Raw genomic sequence first — 14,202 nt, 5'->3', positions numbered from 1 at the left:
GCCCAGAATACCCCGGGGAAGGGCCTATTGATGGAACTTTCCATCTGAACGGAAGATGAACAAAAAGGTTCCGTCAACCATAACGAGCGCGCGATCAATCAGAGCCGCCTGATTTCTGCGCCCTTGTTTTCGCGCGCGCTTGCGGGCAAAGGTCAAAGCCATGTCGCTGCGCCTTGCCACCTTCAACGTCGAAAACCTGATGAACAGGTTTGATTATTCCGGATACCGCAATCAGCTCAACGAAGATCGCACGCTGGCGCTTTTCGACATCCAGAGCGAGGCCGAATACAAGATGCTCGAGCAGGCGCGGGCCATCGCCCAATCCGACGACACGCGGCAGTTGACGGCGCTGGCGATCGCGGCCACCCGCGCCGACATCATCTGCATGCAGGAGGTCGACAATATCGAGGCGCTGAGGGCCTTCGAATATGGCTATCTGTTCAAGATGGTGGGGCAAGGCTACCGGCAGAAATACACCACCGCCGGCAATGATTCGCGCGGCATCGACGTCGCCGTGATGATGCGCAACGAGACCGCGCAGGGCCAGCCGATCGAATTCGTGCGCATGACCAGCTACGCCTATGTCACGTTCGAGCAATTCGGGCTGCACACGGCGGAATTGGCAGCGCTTGGTCACCAGGCCAATGAGCGCATCTTCCGGCGCGACTGCCTGGAAATCGATCTGACGGTGGCTGGCGCACCGTTGACGCTGTATCTCGTGCATTTCAAGTCGATGGGCTCGCCCCGTAACGGCCTCGACGGCCGCGAGGCGACCATGCCGCTGCGCATCGCCGAAGCTCAAGCAGTGCGCCGGATCATCGAGGAGCGCTTCGGCAAGGACCATGCCGCCGACAAGCGCTGGGCAATCTGCGGCGATATGAACGACTACCGGCAGCGCGTGAAGATTACCGGCGATGCCGTCGACGGCTACCGTTTCGAGGTCATCGACGAGAGCCGGTCCTGCATCGATGTGCTCACTGCCGGCGGCTTTTGTGAAAACGCGGTCGAGCGGCGGCCGGAAATGGACCGCTGGACTTTCTATCACACACGCGGACCGGAAGAGCGGCATCTCTGCCAGCTCGACTACATCCTTTTGTCGAGGGCGCTGGCCAGGCAGAACGCCACCGCGGTTCCCGATATCATCCGCAACGGCCAGCCTTGGCGCACCATATTTCCAGCGGGCCAGGAGGTCGAGCGCTTCCCACGTGCCGGGTGGGACCGGCCGAAGGCATCCGACCATTGCCCGGTAGCAATTGCCCTCGACATGGTGTGAGACTGGCGTGAGTTTCGATCTGCCGCGCAACGTCATCCTGCCGGTCGATGCCATCGACGTCAGGCTCGATCCCGGCCCGCACCCGTTCGAGCGCGATAATGCCGAGGCGATCGCCGCAAACTGGCGGCGTGAGACCGCAGCCAAGCCGGCGCTTTTCGACGGCATCGTGGTGCTGCTTTCCGCTCTCAGCTATCGCGACAATCGCCTCGTTGGCCGCTGCCATGCGGTGCGGTATTCGACCTTCATGCTTTGGCGCGGCAATCGACAGGTGGCCGGGGCCGAGCACGCCTATGCCCATGCCATGCTGGTCGCCGGCGACAATGCGCTTGTGGCGATCCGCATGGCGCCGCATACGGTCAATGCGGGGCGCGTCTACTTCGCCGCCGGTTCGTTCGAGCCAAGCGATTTCCGCGATGGCCTTGTCGACGTCGACTTCAACATGATCCGCGAGGTGCGCGAAGAGACCGGTCTCGACCTGTCAGGCGCGACACGCGGCAGGCGCCATTACGCCCTGTCGACGGCAAGCGGCACGGTGATCTTTCGCCGCTACCGAGAGACGGCCTCCGCCGACGACCTGGCACAGCGGATCAGCGCTTTCGTCGCGGCCGAGTCAGAGCCTGAAATCGAAGGCCCCGTCATCATCCGCAATGCAGCCGACCTGCCGGACGGGTTGATGCCGCATATGAGACCGCTGATCGAATGGCACTTTGCGAGCGAGCAAGGTTTCCAACTCTAACGTCGTAGCCTACCTTCAATAGGCTTGCGGTCGTTGCGGGCGGCAACAAAATACAACAGCACGCCGAGACCCAGGAGCGCGCCCATCGTCGTTCCCATCGTCTGCCCAATTACCTGCTGGAAGTCAGCGGTGACGCGATCGGGATTCTCCATCCCATAAAGGATCAAATTCCACCAAAGCCCTGCCAAGGCGGCTTCGACGATCACAATCGCCAGAGCCAGTCGCGCTTTCTTGCTCATCCATTGTTCCCCCTTAGTCCCCAACAGCATTGTTATCATTGCAGAATGTGCTGCGACAAGGGCAGGTTGCATAAAAAATTGGCAGCGTCTGGAGGCGACACTTGCTGCAATGCCTATTCATGCCTCAGCGCGTCGATCGGGTTAAGCCGCGCGCCGCGCAGCGCCGGGAAGAAGCCGAACACCATGCCGATCAGCGCGGAAAAGCCGACGGCAAGCAGGATGACCGCCGGGCTCGGCGCAAACGGGATCGTCAGCGTCACCGAGGCGAGGCCGGCCAGCGCCAGGCCGATCAGGATGCCGATGATGCCGCCAAGCAGCGACAGCACGGTTGCCTCGACCAGGAACTGGATGAGGATGTGCTTTTCGTGGGCGCCGATGGCGAGCCTGATGCCGATCTCGCGCGTGCGCTCGGTTACCGACACCAGCATGATGTTCATAATGCCGATGCCGCCGACGAGCAGGCTGACGCCGGCGACGGCGCCGAGCATGCCAGTCATGGTGGTGGTGGCGCTGGCCATGGCATCGGCGATCTGGGTCATGTCGCGGATCGAGAAATCATCGTCACGGTCGGGCGTGATGCGGCGTGTGTCGCGCAAGATGTCCTCGACGCGCTGCTGCAGCACCGTGGTTGGCGTACCGTCGTCGGCGGCGACATAGATCGATTCGATGTCGCGATTGCCGGCAATGCGACGCTGATAGGCGGCGAGCGGCATCAGCACGACATTGTCTTGGTCCTGGCCGAAACCGGTATAGCCCTTCGGTTCGAGCAGGCCGATGATCTTGCAGGAGGTGCGGTTGACGCGGATGATCTCGCCTTCGGGGTCGCCGGCACCGAAGAACTGCTGGCGCACCGTCTCGCCGATGAGGCAGACGCCGGTGCCCGAGCGGGTTTCCGAATCACTGAACGGGCGGCCCGAAACCAGCTTCCAGTCGCGGGCATCGAGATAGGCGCTGTCGGTTCCGGTGACGCCCGAGGTCAGGCTTTCGGTGCCGAAAATGACGCGCACCTGCTTTTGCGACGCCGGCGAGATGGCGCGCGAGCCGTCCAGATGCGCGGCAAGCGCTGCAAGATCTTTGTCGCCCAGCGGCCGGACCACCTGGTCGAGCCCTCCAGGTCCGCCGGGCCCGGCCGGACGGCCGGAACGGATGACGAGCAGATTGCTGCCGAGCTTGGAAATATCGGACTTGACCTTCTCGGTGGTACCCGAGCCGATGGTCAGCATGGCGATGACGGCGGCGACGCCGATGACGATGCCGAGCAGCGTCAGGAACGAGCGCAGCACGTTGCGGCGGATGGAGCGGAGTGAGAGACGGACGGTTTCCCAGATCATGGCTAGGCCATCTCGAGATTGGCTGTGTCGGAGGCGACATGGCCATCGAGGAAACGGATCGTGCGCTGCGCATAGCCGGCAACATCGGCTTCGTGCGTGACCATGGCGATAGTCAGCCCGAGCTCGCTGTTCAGCTGCGTCAGGAGTTCCATGATCTCGTGCGTGCGGGCGGTGTCGAGATTGCCGGTCGGCTCGTCGGCGACGAGCAGCGTCGGCCTGGTGACGATGGCGCGCGCGATCGCCACGCGCTGCTGCTGGCCGCCGGAGAGCTCGGCCGGCGTATGATGCTCGCGGCCGACAAGGCCGACCTCGGCAAGCGCCTGCATGGCCAGGCCGCGGCGCTCGCGGGCACCAACGCCGCGATAGATCAGCGGCAGTTCGACATTCTCGGCGGCCGTGGTGCGCGGCAAGAGGTTGTAGCCCTGGAAAACGAAGCCGACATAAAGGTTGCGCAGCACGGCGCGGCGGTTGCGATCGAGACGGCCGGCGTCGATGCCTTCGAAGCTGTAAGTCCCAGCGGTCGGCGTGTCGAGGCAGCCAATGATGTTCATGGCCGTCGATTTGCCCGAACCGGACGGGCCCATGATGGCGACGAATTCGCCGCGCCTGATGGCAAGGTCGACGCCGGCCAGCGCATGCACCCGGGCTTCGCCCTGGCCATAGCTTTTCCAGACCTTGTCGAAGCCGATGAGGATCGCGCCCGATGCCACGATCAGCTCCGCTGCTGCGAGGCGGTAATGACTTGCGCGCCTTCCTCCAGGCCGGAGACGATCTCGGTCAGTTCGCCATCTGTCGAGCCGACCCTGACGTTGACCGGATGGGGCCGCCCATTTTCCAGCACATAGAGCGTGCGCGAGCCGTCGGTGGGCTTCGTCGCCGCCTGGCGCTGGCGGTTGCCGCCGGGGCGTCCCATGCGGCCGGTGAACACGTCGGTGAGGCTCCAGCCGCGCTCCGCCGTCTGCGCCGGCCGGTAGCGGAAGGCGATCGACGGCACGGTGAGCACGTTCCTGGCCTGCTTGGTGACGACCGAGACGGTGGCTGTCATGCCGGGCCGTAACAGAAGCTCGCTATTGTCGACGTCCAGCCTTGCATCGTAAGTGACGACGCCGTCGGTGGTGACCGAGGCATAGGAGATGTCGCGGATCTCGGCGTCGAACGGCCGTTCCGGGAAGGCATCGACGGTGAAGCGCGCATGCTGCCCGGGTTTGACGGCGCCGATATCGGCCTCGTCGACCGCAGCTTTCAGTTCCATGTTCTTCAAATCCGCGGCGATGACGAACAGCACCGGCGCCTGCAGCGACGAGGCGACCGTCTGGCCGGGATCGACCGAGCGCGTCAGTATGATGCCATCGATCGGAGCGTAGATGGTGCTCTTGGCAAGATCCGTCTGCTGCGCCTTGAGATCGGCATTGGCCATGGCGAGGTTGGCTTTGGCGATATCAAGCGCCGCCTTCGAGCGGTCGCGGGTGGCGGTTGCCGCTTCAAGCGACTGGTCCGTCGCCATGCCGCGCTTGGTCAGTTGTACCGCGCGCACCAGGCCCTTTTCGTTTTCGGCCACGGTCACGGTGGCGTCCTCGACGCTCGCCGCCGCCGCCTTGGCCGAGGCCTGGGCGCGCTCGATCTGCACCTCCAGCTTGGCGGTGTCGAGCGCGGCCAGCACATCGCCCTTCTTCACCAGCTGGTTCTCGTTGACCGAGACCGAGCGGACGACGCCCGAGAGTTCGCTGGAAATATCGACCTGGGTGAGGGGCTGCAGCGTGCCGGTAGCCGAAACCGCGACGGTAAGATCGGCCATGGTAGCCAGTGTCGTGGTATACTCGATCTTGGCGGGCGAGCCCGCGTACCACTGGTAGCCGACAAAAGCCGCGGCGACGGCAAGCAGTGCGAACACTGCGTAAAGCCAACGGCGACGGCGTTTTGTCTTCAGGCCCTGGTGGTCAAGCCCGAGCGCCGTCTCGATGGCGGAAGCGGATTCCGTCTTTGGCAGATTGACAATCTGGTCCACGCCGGACCCCTATGTTCAGTGATATCCCATCAGTGCACAAATCAGGCCTTATGGTTCAAAATTCAAATTAAATTTCGCTCATGTTGGGAATGAGGCAGAGGACTTACTGAGATGCAGCCGCGGAATTACTTGCTTTACGACGTATTCACCACCAACCGGCTGGCCGGCAATCCGCTGGCCGTGGTGCTCGACTGTGATGGGCTGGACGTTGCGGCGATGCAGGCGGTGGCGCGCGAGTTCAACCTGTCCGAAACCGTCTTCGTGCTGCCGCCGGACAACCCGAAGCACCGGGCCCGCATCCGTATCTTCACGCCCGACTATGAAATGCCGTTCGCCGGCCACCCAACCGTCGGCTCGGCGATAGCGCTCGCCGAAATGGCGGGAGAGGCCGCCGGCATCTTCGTGCTCGAGGAGAATATCGGCCCGGTGCGCTGCGCTGTCAGCAAGCACGACGGTTCGACCTTCGCCGAGTTCGACCTGGCGAAACTGCCGGAGCAACTGGAATTGTCGGCCGATCCCGAGGCGATCGGCGCCGCCCTTGGCCTCGGGCCGCACGAGATCGGCTTCGAGAACCACCGCGTTTCGTTCTGGTCGGCGGGCGTGCCCTACGTGGCTATCCCCGTCGCCAATCTGGAGGCGGCCGCCCGGATCAGGCTGGACAACCAGGCCTGGTCGGAGCTCGCACCACGCAAGAGCGATTGGGCCTTCGCCAGCCCCTATGTCTATTGCCGCGAGACGGTACACCATGACAGTGCCTTCCATGTCCGCATGATCGTGCCCGGCAGTCCGTCCTACGAGGATCCGGCGACCGGTTCGGCGGCGGCCGCCTTCGCCGGCGCGATCATGCATTTCGACGGCCCGACGGACGGCGTTTCACAACTGTGGATCGAGCAAGGGCTGGAGATGGGCCGGCCTTCGCGCATCCGCCTCGAACTGAATGTCGAAGGCGGCAAACTGACCGCCGCCCGCATCGGTGGCCATGCGGTCAAGGTGGCTGAAGGCAGGTTGTATGTCTGATCCTACCCTTACGCTTCGTCATCCCAGGGCGGAGCAGGAGCGAAGCGACGTAGCGAAGACCCTAGGATCCATGCCGTGGCCGGACGGCAACCCGCCGACGATGAAAGCTGGACTTCAACTAGCCGCCGTCTTCTGCTCATTTGCGGACGGATGCTAATCCGCGTCGCTGCGTTCTTCGACGACTGTCACGGCGTGGATCCCAGGGTCTGCGCTCCGCTTCGCGTTCGCTCCGCCCAGGGGATGACGAGACCCCGTGCGATTTGTCGGGAAATGAATCCGGCAGGGCTGGACATGGCGGATATCGGCGGCTATATGCCCGCCAACGCCGGTTTTGCCGGCCGAGTGGGTGCGTAGCTCAGTTGGTAGAGCAGCTGACTCTTAATCAGCGGGTCCACAGTTCAATCCTGTGCGCACCCACCAAATTTTTCAGAAAATTGGTGGAAAGACCTAGAAAGCGGGATGTTTCGCCGCTATCGGGTGGCCGCATTTATGCAACCGCTATTGGATAGTCGGCCGCAGACAGCTGAGGATCGCCCGCACTATGGCCAAGACGCCGTCGACGGCATCGAAGCTTGTCCTGCTTTTACCGACGGTCCATTTAAGGTCGAGTGCTTCGGGCAAACGGAGGTCCTGACAGACAAAACAGCCTGAAAGCATAAAGAGGTCTAGATGTCTCGGATCGCCTTCCGAATAGTAAGGAAATTGGAAGAACAACCTTATGGGACCACCATATGCCAGCTTGAAGGTCATCGAGAATCTAATTTCGTGACCAAATCTATCTTCGATAATTCCGCTAAAACTAAGGTCTCGGGCATCGTAGTGATGCAACTGCGTCGATAATCCCAAAGAATCCCAAGCCCTGAGGGTGCGCTTTCAGTTCTTTGCCATTGGGGAATTTTGCCTCTGCAGGATCGTAGGGAAGGGGTGGATCGATGTAGTCTGTCTCGGTTCGCCAATCTTCCGCGGCGCTGCGAAGATCTTCAAAAATCTGAACGATTCTCGGGTCTGTCTGCTCGCCAGAAAAGATTGAGATTCGCCATTGAGAAATCATCTCGCATAGCTCTTCGACCGTATGGCCCGATCGCTCTGCCCAATCCTCGGTGGCGAGTATCCACGGCGAATTGTATTTCAGCCCGGCAAAAGCGCCGCTCTTGCTGTCGAAATCTCTGATGATCCGAGCAAGAATATCGCGAAGCCCCTGTTTGGGGTCTCCGAAAATCTGTGAGGGTTTGTTCATCAACGCGATCCGCGCTTGGCTCCGCCTTACTTCTCCGAAACACCAGCTTCCGCAAAGCTTGCCATACGGGCGTGGCATTCGAGTGCCGAGCGGACGATGTTGACGGCGAGGCAGGCGCCGGAGCCTTCACCGAGCCGCATGCCGAGGTCGAGCAAGGGTGGCAGGCCGAGCGCTTCGAGCAGGCGGCGGTGGCCGGATTCGGCTGAGACGTGAGCGGCCATGGTATGAGCGAGGCCAGCAGGGTGCAGCGCTACCAAGGGTGCGGCGGCGGCGGTGCAGACGAAGCCGTCGAGCAGCACCGGCACGCCGAGATGGCGCGCCGCCAGTGTTGCGCCCAAGATCGCCGCGAGCTCGCGGCCGCCGAGGGCTGCCGCTACCTTCAGGGGGTCGGCTAGCGCCGGGGCGTGGCGCTTCAGGCCGGCCTCGATGGCGACGATCTTGCGCACGAGGCCGGCGTCGTCGACGCCGGTGCCACGCCCTGTCCATCGCTCCGCGCCGCCGCCGAACAGCGCGGTCGAGATGGCCGCCGCCGGCGTGGTGTTGCCGATGCCCATTTCGCCGAAACATACAAGGTCGAGATTCCTGCTGATCGCGTCGTAGCCTGCCGAGACGGCGGCGAGGAAGGCTTCGTCGTCCATCGCCGGCTCTTGCGTGAAGTCGCCGGTCGGGCGGTCGAGGTCGAGCGGGATGACGTCGAGTTCGGCGCCGGCCACGCGGGCAAGCTGGTTGATGGCGGCGCCGCCGCCGGCGAAATTCGCCACCATCTGCACGGTGACTTCCGAAGGGAAAGCCGACACTCCTTGCGCGGTGACGCCGTGGTTGCCGGCGAAGACAAAGATCTTGACGCGGTCGAGTTTTGGCATGTCGCGGCCCTGCCAGCGCGCCAGCCAGGCGGCAATTGTCTCGAGCCGGCCGAGGCTGCCTTGCGGCTTGGTCAGCGTGTCCTGGCGGCGGGCGACGGCGTTGGCCGCGGCGTCGCTGCCAATGGGCAGGTCGAGGCAGGCGGCGCGCAGTTCATCGAGCGATTTGAAAGGCATGGGGGCAAAATCTCCGAAACAGAGTCAGGACAGGGAAACAGAAGCGACAAGCAGGATTGCGATCTCGCCGAGCTGCTGCAGGGCACCGACCGTATCGCCGGTCTGGCCGCCGATTTGGTTGAGGCAAAGCGCGCGGAAGGCGGCAAACAACAGCCCGAGCAGGATGAGCGCGAAAACGGCGCCGCCGAGCCCAAGCGCCAGCAGCGCAACCGCGCCGAGCACGGCACCGATACCAGCGGTTTCAGCGGATACGGTGCCTGCATCGACCGAGAGGCCGTCGGCGCGGGCCGGCGGCAGCAGGTGCATGAAAGCGCCGAGCAGGCCGCGCGAGGCGGCATGCGCGGCAATGAGAGCCCAGAAGACATGAGCAGGGCCGGCGAATTCCGAGAGCACGCTCCAGCGGATCAGCAGCGAGATCGCTAGCGCGCAGGCACCATAGGCGCCGATGCGGCTGTCGCGCATGATCTCCAGCTTTCTGTCGCGTGTCTTGCCGCCGCCAAAACCGTCGGCGACATCCGAAAGCCCGTCCTCATGCAGGCAGCCGGTAGCGAGCAAGATCGCGGCAAGGGCCAACGCGGCAACAGGACCTGCGGCTAGGCCGAGCCTTGTGCCGATGGCGTAGACCAGCGCACCGACCAGAGCGACGGCGAGACCGGCAACGGGTGCAGCCCAGATCGCAGCGGCAAGGCTGCGGCCACGGAAGTCGGCTCTCGGCAGCGGCATCCGGGTAAAGAAGACGAGGCAAAGCGCGATATCATAGAGAATTTGCTGTTGCGAGGGGATCTGGAGTTTGAGCATGATCTATTCCGAAAACCGGCTACCACTTTTCGGGATCATGCTCTCGCCCCTCGCAATGGCATGGAAGAACGTGCCGCTGACATTGCCGCGCCGGTAGCCGGAGGCGCCGAGCGGATTGCCTTGACCGTCGGCGAGGTCGGCCAGCGGCTCGTCATTGCCGGTCGCAATCATCTGCGCATAATGGAATTCGTGGCCGCGGATCAGCGTGCCTTGGCTGCCGAGCGGACACTCAGAACGCAGCCGTGCCTCGCGGTAACCGAGGTTCATCTTGCGCTTGGCGAAGCTGGTCGAATGACCGAGCAGGCCGAGCATCGGATGCGTCTCGCCCGACGCGTCCTCGAGCGCTTCGCCCAACACCATGAAGCCGCCGCACTCGCCATGCACCGGCCGCTTGGCGGCGAACCTCGCCATGCCCGCCCTGAAATTCGCCGCGGCCGCGAGGCGGCCGGCGTGAAGCTCGGGATAGCCGCCGGGCAGCCAACAGACGTCGCTATCGTCGCCAGGCGCCTCATCGGCGAGCGGCGAGAACGGAACGATCTCGGCGCCAGCCTTGCGCCAATGCATGACGACATGCGGATAGAGGAAGGTGAAGGCGGCGTCCTCGGCGAGTGCAATGCGCTGGCCGGGCGGCGGCAGCGCGTCGCCGAAATTGCCCGGCGCAGGCGTGAATGGCGCCGCCAGCGCCATGATGGCGTCGAGGTCGAGCGAGCGCTCGACCATGTCGGCCAGCCGGTCGAGATGCGCCATCAGATTCTCATATTCGCCGGCCTGGACGAGGCCGAGATGGCGCTCGGGCAGGTTGAGCGAGGGATCGCGCAGGATGGCGCCGACGACAGGCAGGCCGAGTGCCTCGATGGCATCGCCGCATAGCCGGCGGTGGCGCTCGCTGCCCAGCCGGTTGAGCACGACCCCGGCCATGCGTACATCCGGGTCATAGGTGGCAAATCCCTTGGCGACGGCTGCTGCCGTGGTCGATTGACCGGAGACATCGAGCACAAGCAGCACCGGCAGACCATAGAGTCGGGCGAGATCGGCGGCCGAACCGGATCGTCCTGGAGCAGCCGGAATCCCGTCGAACAGGCCCATGGCGCTTTCGAGAAAGATAAAATCGGCATCCTCGGTCGCTTCGCCGGCCAGCGCGTTAAGCAGGGCGGGCGGCATTGCCCAGCTGTCGAGATTGACGCCGGACAAGCCTGTGGCGGCGGTGTGGAAGCCGGGATCGATATAGTCCGGGCCGGACTTGGCGCCGCGCACCTTCAGGCCGCGCCGGGCGAGGGCGCGTAGAATGCCGATAGTGACGCTGGTCTTGCCCGAGCCCGAGCGCGGCGCGCCGATGATGATGGCGCGGGTCATGGCTCACCCGCCAGTGCCGCGCGCATCCCGACGATGCCGCCGACGACGATCAGCGCCGGCGAGGTCAGACCGGCGGCCGCTGTCTCTTCCGCAATCGTGGCGAGCGTGGCGACGACGATACGCTCCTGCGGCGTCGTCGCGGCAACGATGACCGCGGCGGGCGTCGAAGATGGCAGGCCGCCCTCGAGCAGCGAAGCGGCGATCAGCGGCAGGTTGGCCATGCCCATATAGATGACCACCGGCTGGCCGGTGCGGGCGATTGCCGCCCAGTCGAGATCATCATCGGTGCCGGCGGCATGGCCGGTCGCCAGGATCAGCGCCTTGTTGATGCCGCGCATGGTGCCGGGAATGCCGGTCGCGGCCAGCGCGCTGAGGCCGGACGTCAGGCCAGGCAGGATGCGGAACGGGATAGTTTCCCCGGCCAACGCCAGCGCCTCTTCGCCGCCACGCCCGAAAATATAGGGGTCGCCGCCCTTCAGCCTGACGACGCGCCGGCCCGCGCGCGCCAGCCGGACCAGCAGAGCGGTGATGTCGTCCTGCTTCATCGACGGCTTGCCGCCGCGTTTGCCGGCATAGAACAGTTCCGCGCCCTCGGCGACAGCGACGACTTCTGGCGAGACCAGCGCGTCATAAACCAGCGCGTCGCACTGTCCGAGGGCGGCCAGCACTTCCAGCGTCAGGCAGCCGGGATCGCCAGGGCCGGCGCCGGCCAGCCAGACATGCCCGGGCTCAAGCTGGCGCGGCTTGAAGTTGAGCCGGGTGAGCGCCTGCTCGACCGTAGTGTTTCTGTTGCTGCCGCTCACAATCCGTCCCGTCCGCGAAAGCGTCGCTGGTAGTGCGCGTCGTACAGTGAACTTTCGCCAAAGCCCTCCGCCGCCAGCGAGCGGCCGACGAAGATGATTGCCGTGCGTTCCATCGGATCGGCGGCCAGTTGCGCCTCGATGGTGGCCAGCGTGCCGGTCAGCACGCGCTCGTCCGGCCAGGAAGCACGGAAGACGACCGCCACCGGGCAATCGGCGCCATAGAACGGCGTCAGTTCGGCGACGATCCGGTCGACAGCGTGGATGGCAAGGTGGATGGCCAGCGTGGCGCCGGTGCGGCCAAAGCCGGCCAGCGTTTCGTCGGGAGGCATTTGCGAGGCGCGGCCGGAGATGCGGGTCAGCACCAGGCTTTGCGCGACTTCTGGAATGGTCAGCTCGCGGCGCAGCGCTGCCGCCGCAGCGGCGAAGGACGGCACGCCCGGCGTCAGCGTGTAAGGAATGCCGTGCTTTTCCAGCCGGCGGATCTGCTCGGCAACGGCGCTCCACACCGAAAGATCGCCGGAATGCAGGCGGGCGACATCATTGCCGGCCGCGTGGGCTGCCAGATATTCGGCCTCGATCTCGTCGAGCGACATCGGCGCGGTGTCGATCAACCTCGTTCCGGGCGCGCAGTGCTGCAACAGCTCCGGCGCGACGATCGATCCGGCATAGAGGCAGACGGGACAACTGCCGAGCAGGCGGCTGCCGCGCAAGGTGATGAGGTCGGCAGCACCCGGGCCGGCACCGATGAAGTGAACGGTCATGCCGCATCTCCGCTGATGGCGATGGCGCAAGTGACAGCACCGAGCACGGTGCGCGGCCCGAGCAGTTTTGCGCCTTTGCCGGCGGCGGCAAGCGCCGAGGCTTCGGAAACCGACGGCGTGCCGGCATGCTCCTGCGATAGGTCGGAACGGCTGGTCGTAGATGCGGCTTTGAGTTCATCCTGCTCGACGACGATCACCGGAAGGCGGAGTTCGCGTCCGGCGGCGAAGATTGCCGCTTCATCCTGCTTGAGAGACGCGGTCGCGAGGGCTGAAAGCGCGGGCAGGGCAAGCCCGTGCGCCTCCAGCGCGGTTTCTACCGCGGCAAGCACGTCCGTTGCGCTGACGCCTTTGCGGCTGCCGATGCCCGCGACCATCATGGCTTGACCCAGCTCCATTGGGTAACCGGCATAGCCGGCCGCCACGCCTGCATCGAACCGACCGGCGAAGCACGGGATATAGCAATGCGGGTGAACTGGCCGCCGTGCGCGGCGTGACGGGAAAGCAGCAGTGCCTCCATCTCCAGGGTCACCGCATTGGCGACGAGGCGGCCGCCGGCAGGCAAGGCATCCATGGCTCCCTCCAGCACGCCGGCATCGCTGCCGCCGCCGCCGATAAAGATCGCCGCGGGCGTCTCCAGCCCAAGCGCTTGCGGTGCCGAACCTTCAACGACGGCAAGACCGGGAACGCCGCAAGCCGCGGCGTTGCGTCGGATGCGCGCGGCGCGGGCCGGATCTGCCTCAACGGCGATCGCACGCATGGAGGGATGGGCCAGCATCCACTCGATGCCGATCGAGCCTGAGCCAGCGCCGATATCCCACAGCAACTCGCCGCGTCTTGGCGCGAGAGCGGACAGGGTGACGGCGCGCACTTCGCGCTTGGTGATCTGGCCGTCGTGCTCGAACAAATGATCGGCAAGGCCTGATGTCAGCGGCAGGATGCGTGCTTGCGAAGTCGATTCAACTTCGATCGCGAGCACGTTGAGCGGGTTGATCTTTTCGAGGGCGAAAGTGCCGGCGCTCGCCGAGCGCAGCCTTTCGTTCGGCCCATCCAGCGCCTCCAGAACGGTCAGCTGCGAGGCGCCGAAGCCGAGCTCTGTCAGCAGACCGGCAATCGCTTCCGGTGCATCGCTGTCCGAGGTCAGCGCGAGAATGCGGGTGCAAGGATGCAGCAACGGCCGGATCAGGTCGAGCGAGCGGCCATGCAGCGAAATGGTCTCGACGTACTGCAGCGCCCAGCCCAGGCGTGAGGCGGCCAGCGAAAAGGCCGAGGGCGCGGGGATCACCCGCATACCCTCTGCCGCGACCTTGCGGGCGAGGGTGACGCCGACACCGTGGTAGAAGGGATTGCCGGAGGCCAGCACGCAGACGCGTCTGCCGGAGAGCGCCAGCACGTCGCGCAGCTCGGCATCGAAAGGTGTCGGCCAGGCGCGCGCTTCACCTTTGGCGAGCGACGCGACGAGGGCAAGGTGGCGCTTGCCGCCGAAGACGAATTCGGCCTCCGCGATCAACCGCTTGGCCTCGTCGCCGAGACCCGCTACACCGTCCTCGCCGATGCCGATGATCGTGAGCCACTTTGAGGTGAGCTTGGCGCCGCGCGGAGCTTCAGCAGGCAT

General features: G+C 64.7%; 16 protein-coding genes and 1 tRNA gene. 4 read left to right on the top strand and 13 right to left on the bottom strand.

Annotated features, from left to right (window positions below):
* Positions 1-24: 24 nt before the first annotated feature.
* A complete protein-coding gene (locus tag NKI25_RS00265) occupies positions 25-162 on the bottom strand; it encodes a hypothetical protein (protein WP_352570411.1) in 138 nt (45 codons plus the stop codon).
* Here NKI25_RS00265 and NKI25_RS00260 point away from each other — a divergent pair.
* Positions 161-1,273, top strand: coding sequence for an endonuclease/exonuclease/phosphatase family protein (locus NKI25_RS00260; RefSeq protein ID WP_352589632.1), 1,113 nt, complete (start codon positions 161-163; stop codon positions 1,271-1,273). The two genes, NKI25_RS00265 and NKI25_RS00260, sit on opposite strands and share 2 nt — an antisense overlap.
* Before the next feature lie 7 nt (positions 1,274-1,280).
* Positions 1,281-2,009 carry a hypothetical protein gene (locus tag NKI25_RS00255; RefSeq protein WP_352589635.1) on the top strand — a complete coding sequence of 243 codons (729 nt, stop codon included), beginning with the start codon at positions 1,281-1,283 and terminating at the stop codon, positions 2,007-2,009.
* Here the strand turns inward: NKI25_RS00255 and NKI25_RS00250 are convergent.
* The 4 genes from NKI25_RS00250 to NKI25_RS00235 all read right to left on the bottom strand — a co-directional run bounded on the left by NKI25_RS00250 (position 2,006) and on the right by NKI25_RS00235 (position 5,584).
* On the bottom strand, positions 2,006-2,248 hold the full coding sequence (locus NKI25_RS00250; protein ID WP_352997728.1) for a hypothetical protein: 243 nt from the start codon (positions 2,246-2,248) through the stop codon (positions 2,006-2,008). The two genes, NKI25_RS00255 and NKI25_RS00250, sit on opposite strands and share 4 nt — an antisense overlap.
* Positions 2,249-2,361: 113 nt before the next feature.
* The gene (locus NKI25_RS00245) at positions 2,362-3,579 is read right to left on the bottom strand and encodes an ABC transporter permease (RefSeq protein WP_023676652.1); all 1,218 of its coding nucleotides are present in this window, start codon (positions 3,577-3,579) and stop codon (positions 2,362-2,364) included.
* Positions 3,580-3,581: 2 nt separating this feature from the next.
* A complete protein-coding gene (locus NKI25_RS00240; RefSeq protein WP_352644836.1) occupies positions 3,582-4,289 on the bottom strand; it encodes an ABC transporter ATP-binding protein in 708 nt (235 codons plus the stop codon).
* 2 nt (positions 4,290-4,291) lie between these two features.
* Positions 4,292-5,584, bottom strand: a complete 1,293-nt coding sequence (locus NKI25_RS00235) for an efflux RND transporter periplasmic adaptor subunit (protein WP_352997726.1) — start codon at positions 5,582-5,584, stop codon at positions 4,292-4,294.
* A 111-nt stretch (positions 5,585-5,695) separates the two neighbouring features.
* On the opposite strand from NKI25_RS00235, the gene NKI25_RS00230 reads away from it, so the two are divergent.
* The gene (locus NKI25_RS00230) at positions 5,696-6,601 is read left to right on the top strand and encodes a PhzF family phenazine biosynthesis protein (RefSeq protein ID WP_352997724.1); all 906 of its coding nucleotides are present in this window, start codon (positions 5,696-5,698) and stop codon (positions 6,599-6,601) included.
* 344 nt (positions 6,602-6,945) lie between these two features.
* Positions 6,946-7,021: transfer RNA gene (locus NKI25_RS00225), tRNA-Lys, on the top strand.
* A gap of 379 nt (positions 7,022-7,400) precedes the next feature.
* Here the strand turns inward: NKI25_RS00225 and NKI25_RS00220 are convergent.
* The 8 genes from NKI25_RS00220 to cbiE are packed head-to-tail and all read right to left on the bottom strand — an operon-like array spanning position 7,401 to position 14,202.
* Positions 7,401-7,838, bottom strand: coding sequence for a hypothetical protein (locus NKI25_RS00220; protein ID WP_352997722.1), 438 nt, complete (start codon positions 7,836-7,838; stop codon positions 7,401-7,403).
* Between the two features lie 26 nt (positions 7,839-7,864).
* Complete coding sequence (cobT, locus tag NKI25_RS00215) at positions 7,865-8,875, bottom strand: nicotinate-nucleotide--dimethylbenzimidazole phosphoribosyltransferase (RefSeq protein WP_352997720.1); 1,011 nt, start codon at positions 8,873-8,875, stop codon at positions 7,865-7,867.
* A gap of 24 nt (positions 8,876-8,899) precedes the next feature.
* Positions 8,900-9,673: an adenosylcobinamide-GDP ribazoletransferase gene (cobS, locus tag NKI25_RS00210; protein ID WP_352997718.1), complete on the bottom strand. Its 774-nt coding sequence runs from the start codon at positions 9,671-9,673 to the stop codon at positions 8,900-8,902.
* A gap of 3 nt (positions 9,674-9,676) precedes the next feature.
* Positions 9,677-11,026, bottom strand: a complete 1,350-nt coding sequence (locus NKI25_RS00205; RefSeq protein ID WP_352997716.1) for a cobyrinic acid a,c-diamide synthase CobB — start codon at positions 11,024-11,026, stop codon at positions 9,677-9,679.
* On the bottom strand, positions 11,023-11,829 hold the full coding sequence (gene cobA / locus NKI25_RS00200; RefSeq protein ID WP_352997714.1) for a uroporphyrinogen-III C-methyltransferase: 807 nt from the start codon (positions 11,827-11,829) through the stop codon (positions 11,023-11,025). Before cobA ends, NKI25_RS00205 begins: the two co-directional genes overlap by 4 nt.
* Positions 11,826-12,590: a precorrin-4 C(11)-methyltransferase gene (gene cobM / locus NKI25_RS00195; protein ID WP_352997712.1), complete on the bottom strand. Its 765-nt coding sequence runs from the start codon at positions 12,588-12,590 to the stop codon at positions 11,826-11,828. The genes cobA and cobM overlap by 4 nt, the downstream gene beginning before the upstream one ends.
* Positions 12,587-12,967 (bottom strand): cobalamin biosynthesis protein, encoded by a 381-nt coding sequence (locus tag NKI25_RS00190; RefSeq protein WP_352470219.1) that lies wholly within the window; start codon positions 12,965-12,967, stop codon positions 12,587-12,589. Before NKI25_RS00190 ends, cobM begins: the two co-directional genes overlap by 4 nt.
* Positions 12,964-14,202 carry a precorrin-6y C5,15-methyltransferase (decarboxylating) subunit CbiE gene (gene cbiE, locus NKI25_RS00185; protein ID WP_352786703.1) on the bottom strand — a complete coding sequence of 413 codons (1,239 nt, stop codon included), beginning with the start codon at positions 14,200-14,202 and terminating at the stop codon, positions 12,964-12,966. The genes NKI25_RS00190 and cbiE overlap by 4 nt, the downstream gene beginning before the upstream one ends.

It is taken from the genome of Mesorhizobium sp. M0808, from assembly GCF_040320025.1.
Taxonomy (GTDB): Bacteria; Pseudomonadota; Alphaproteobacteria; order Rhizobiales; family Rhizobiaceae; genus Mesorhizobium.
The sequence above is the reverse complement of the archived record's forward strand: the minus strand, read 5'-3'. Positions and strand labels throughout refer to the sequence as shown.

Coding starts and splice junctions, on each gene's coding strand:
- NKI25_RS00260 (WP_352589632.1), top strand. CDS start 161: ATGTCGCTGCGCCTTGCCACCTTCAACGTCGAAAACCTGATGAACAGG.
- NKI25_RS00265 (WP_352570411.1), bottom strand. CDS start 162: ATGGCTTTGACCTTTGCCCGCAAGCGCGCGCGAAAACAAGGGCGCAGA.
- NKI25_RS00250 (WP_352997728.1), bottom strand. CDS start 2,248: ATGAGCAAGAAAGCGCGACTGGCTCTGGCGATTGTGATCGTCGAAGCC.
- NKI25_RS00245 (WP_023676652.1), bottom strand. CDS start 3,579: ATGATCTGGGAAACCGTCCGTCTCTCACTCCGCTCCATCCGCCGCAAC.
- NKI25_RS00230 (WP_352997724.1), top strand. CDS start 5,696: ATGCAGCCGCGGAATTACTTGCTTTACGACGTATTCACCACCAACCGG.
- NKI25_RS00220 (WP_352997722.1), bottom strand. CDS start 7,838: ATGAACAAACCCTCACAGATTTTCGGAGACCCCAAACAGGGGCTTCGC.
- cobT (WP_352997720.1), bottom strand. CDS start 8,875: ATGCCTTTCAAATCGCTCGATGAACTGCGCGCCGCCTGCCTCGACCTG.
- cobS (WP_352997718.1), bottom strand. CDS start 9,673: ATGCTCAAACTCCAGATCCCCTCGCAACAGCAAATTCTCTATGATATC.
- NKI25_RS00205 (WP_352997716.1), bottom strand. CDS start 11,026: ATGACCCGCGCCATCATCATCGGCGCGCCGCGCTCGGGCTCGGGCAAG.
- cobM (WP_352997712.1), bottom strand. CDS start 12,590: ATGACCGTTCACTTCATCGGTGCCGGCCCGGGTGCTGCCGACCTCATC.
- NKI25_RS00190 (WP_352470219.1), bottom strand. CDS start 12,967: ATGATGGTCGCGGGCATCGGCAGCCGCAAAGGCGTCAGCGCAACGGAC.
- cbiE (WP_352786703.1), bottom strand. CDS start 14,202: ATGCCTGCTGAAGCTCCGCGCGGCGCCAAGCTCACCTCAAAGTGGCTC.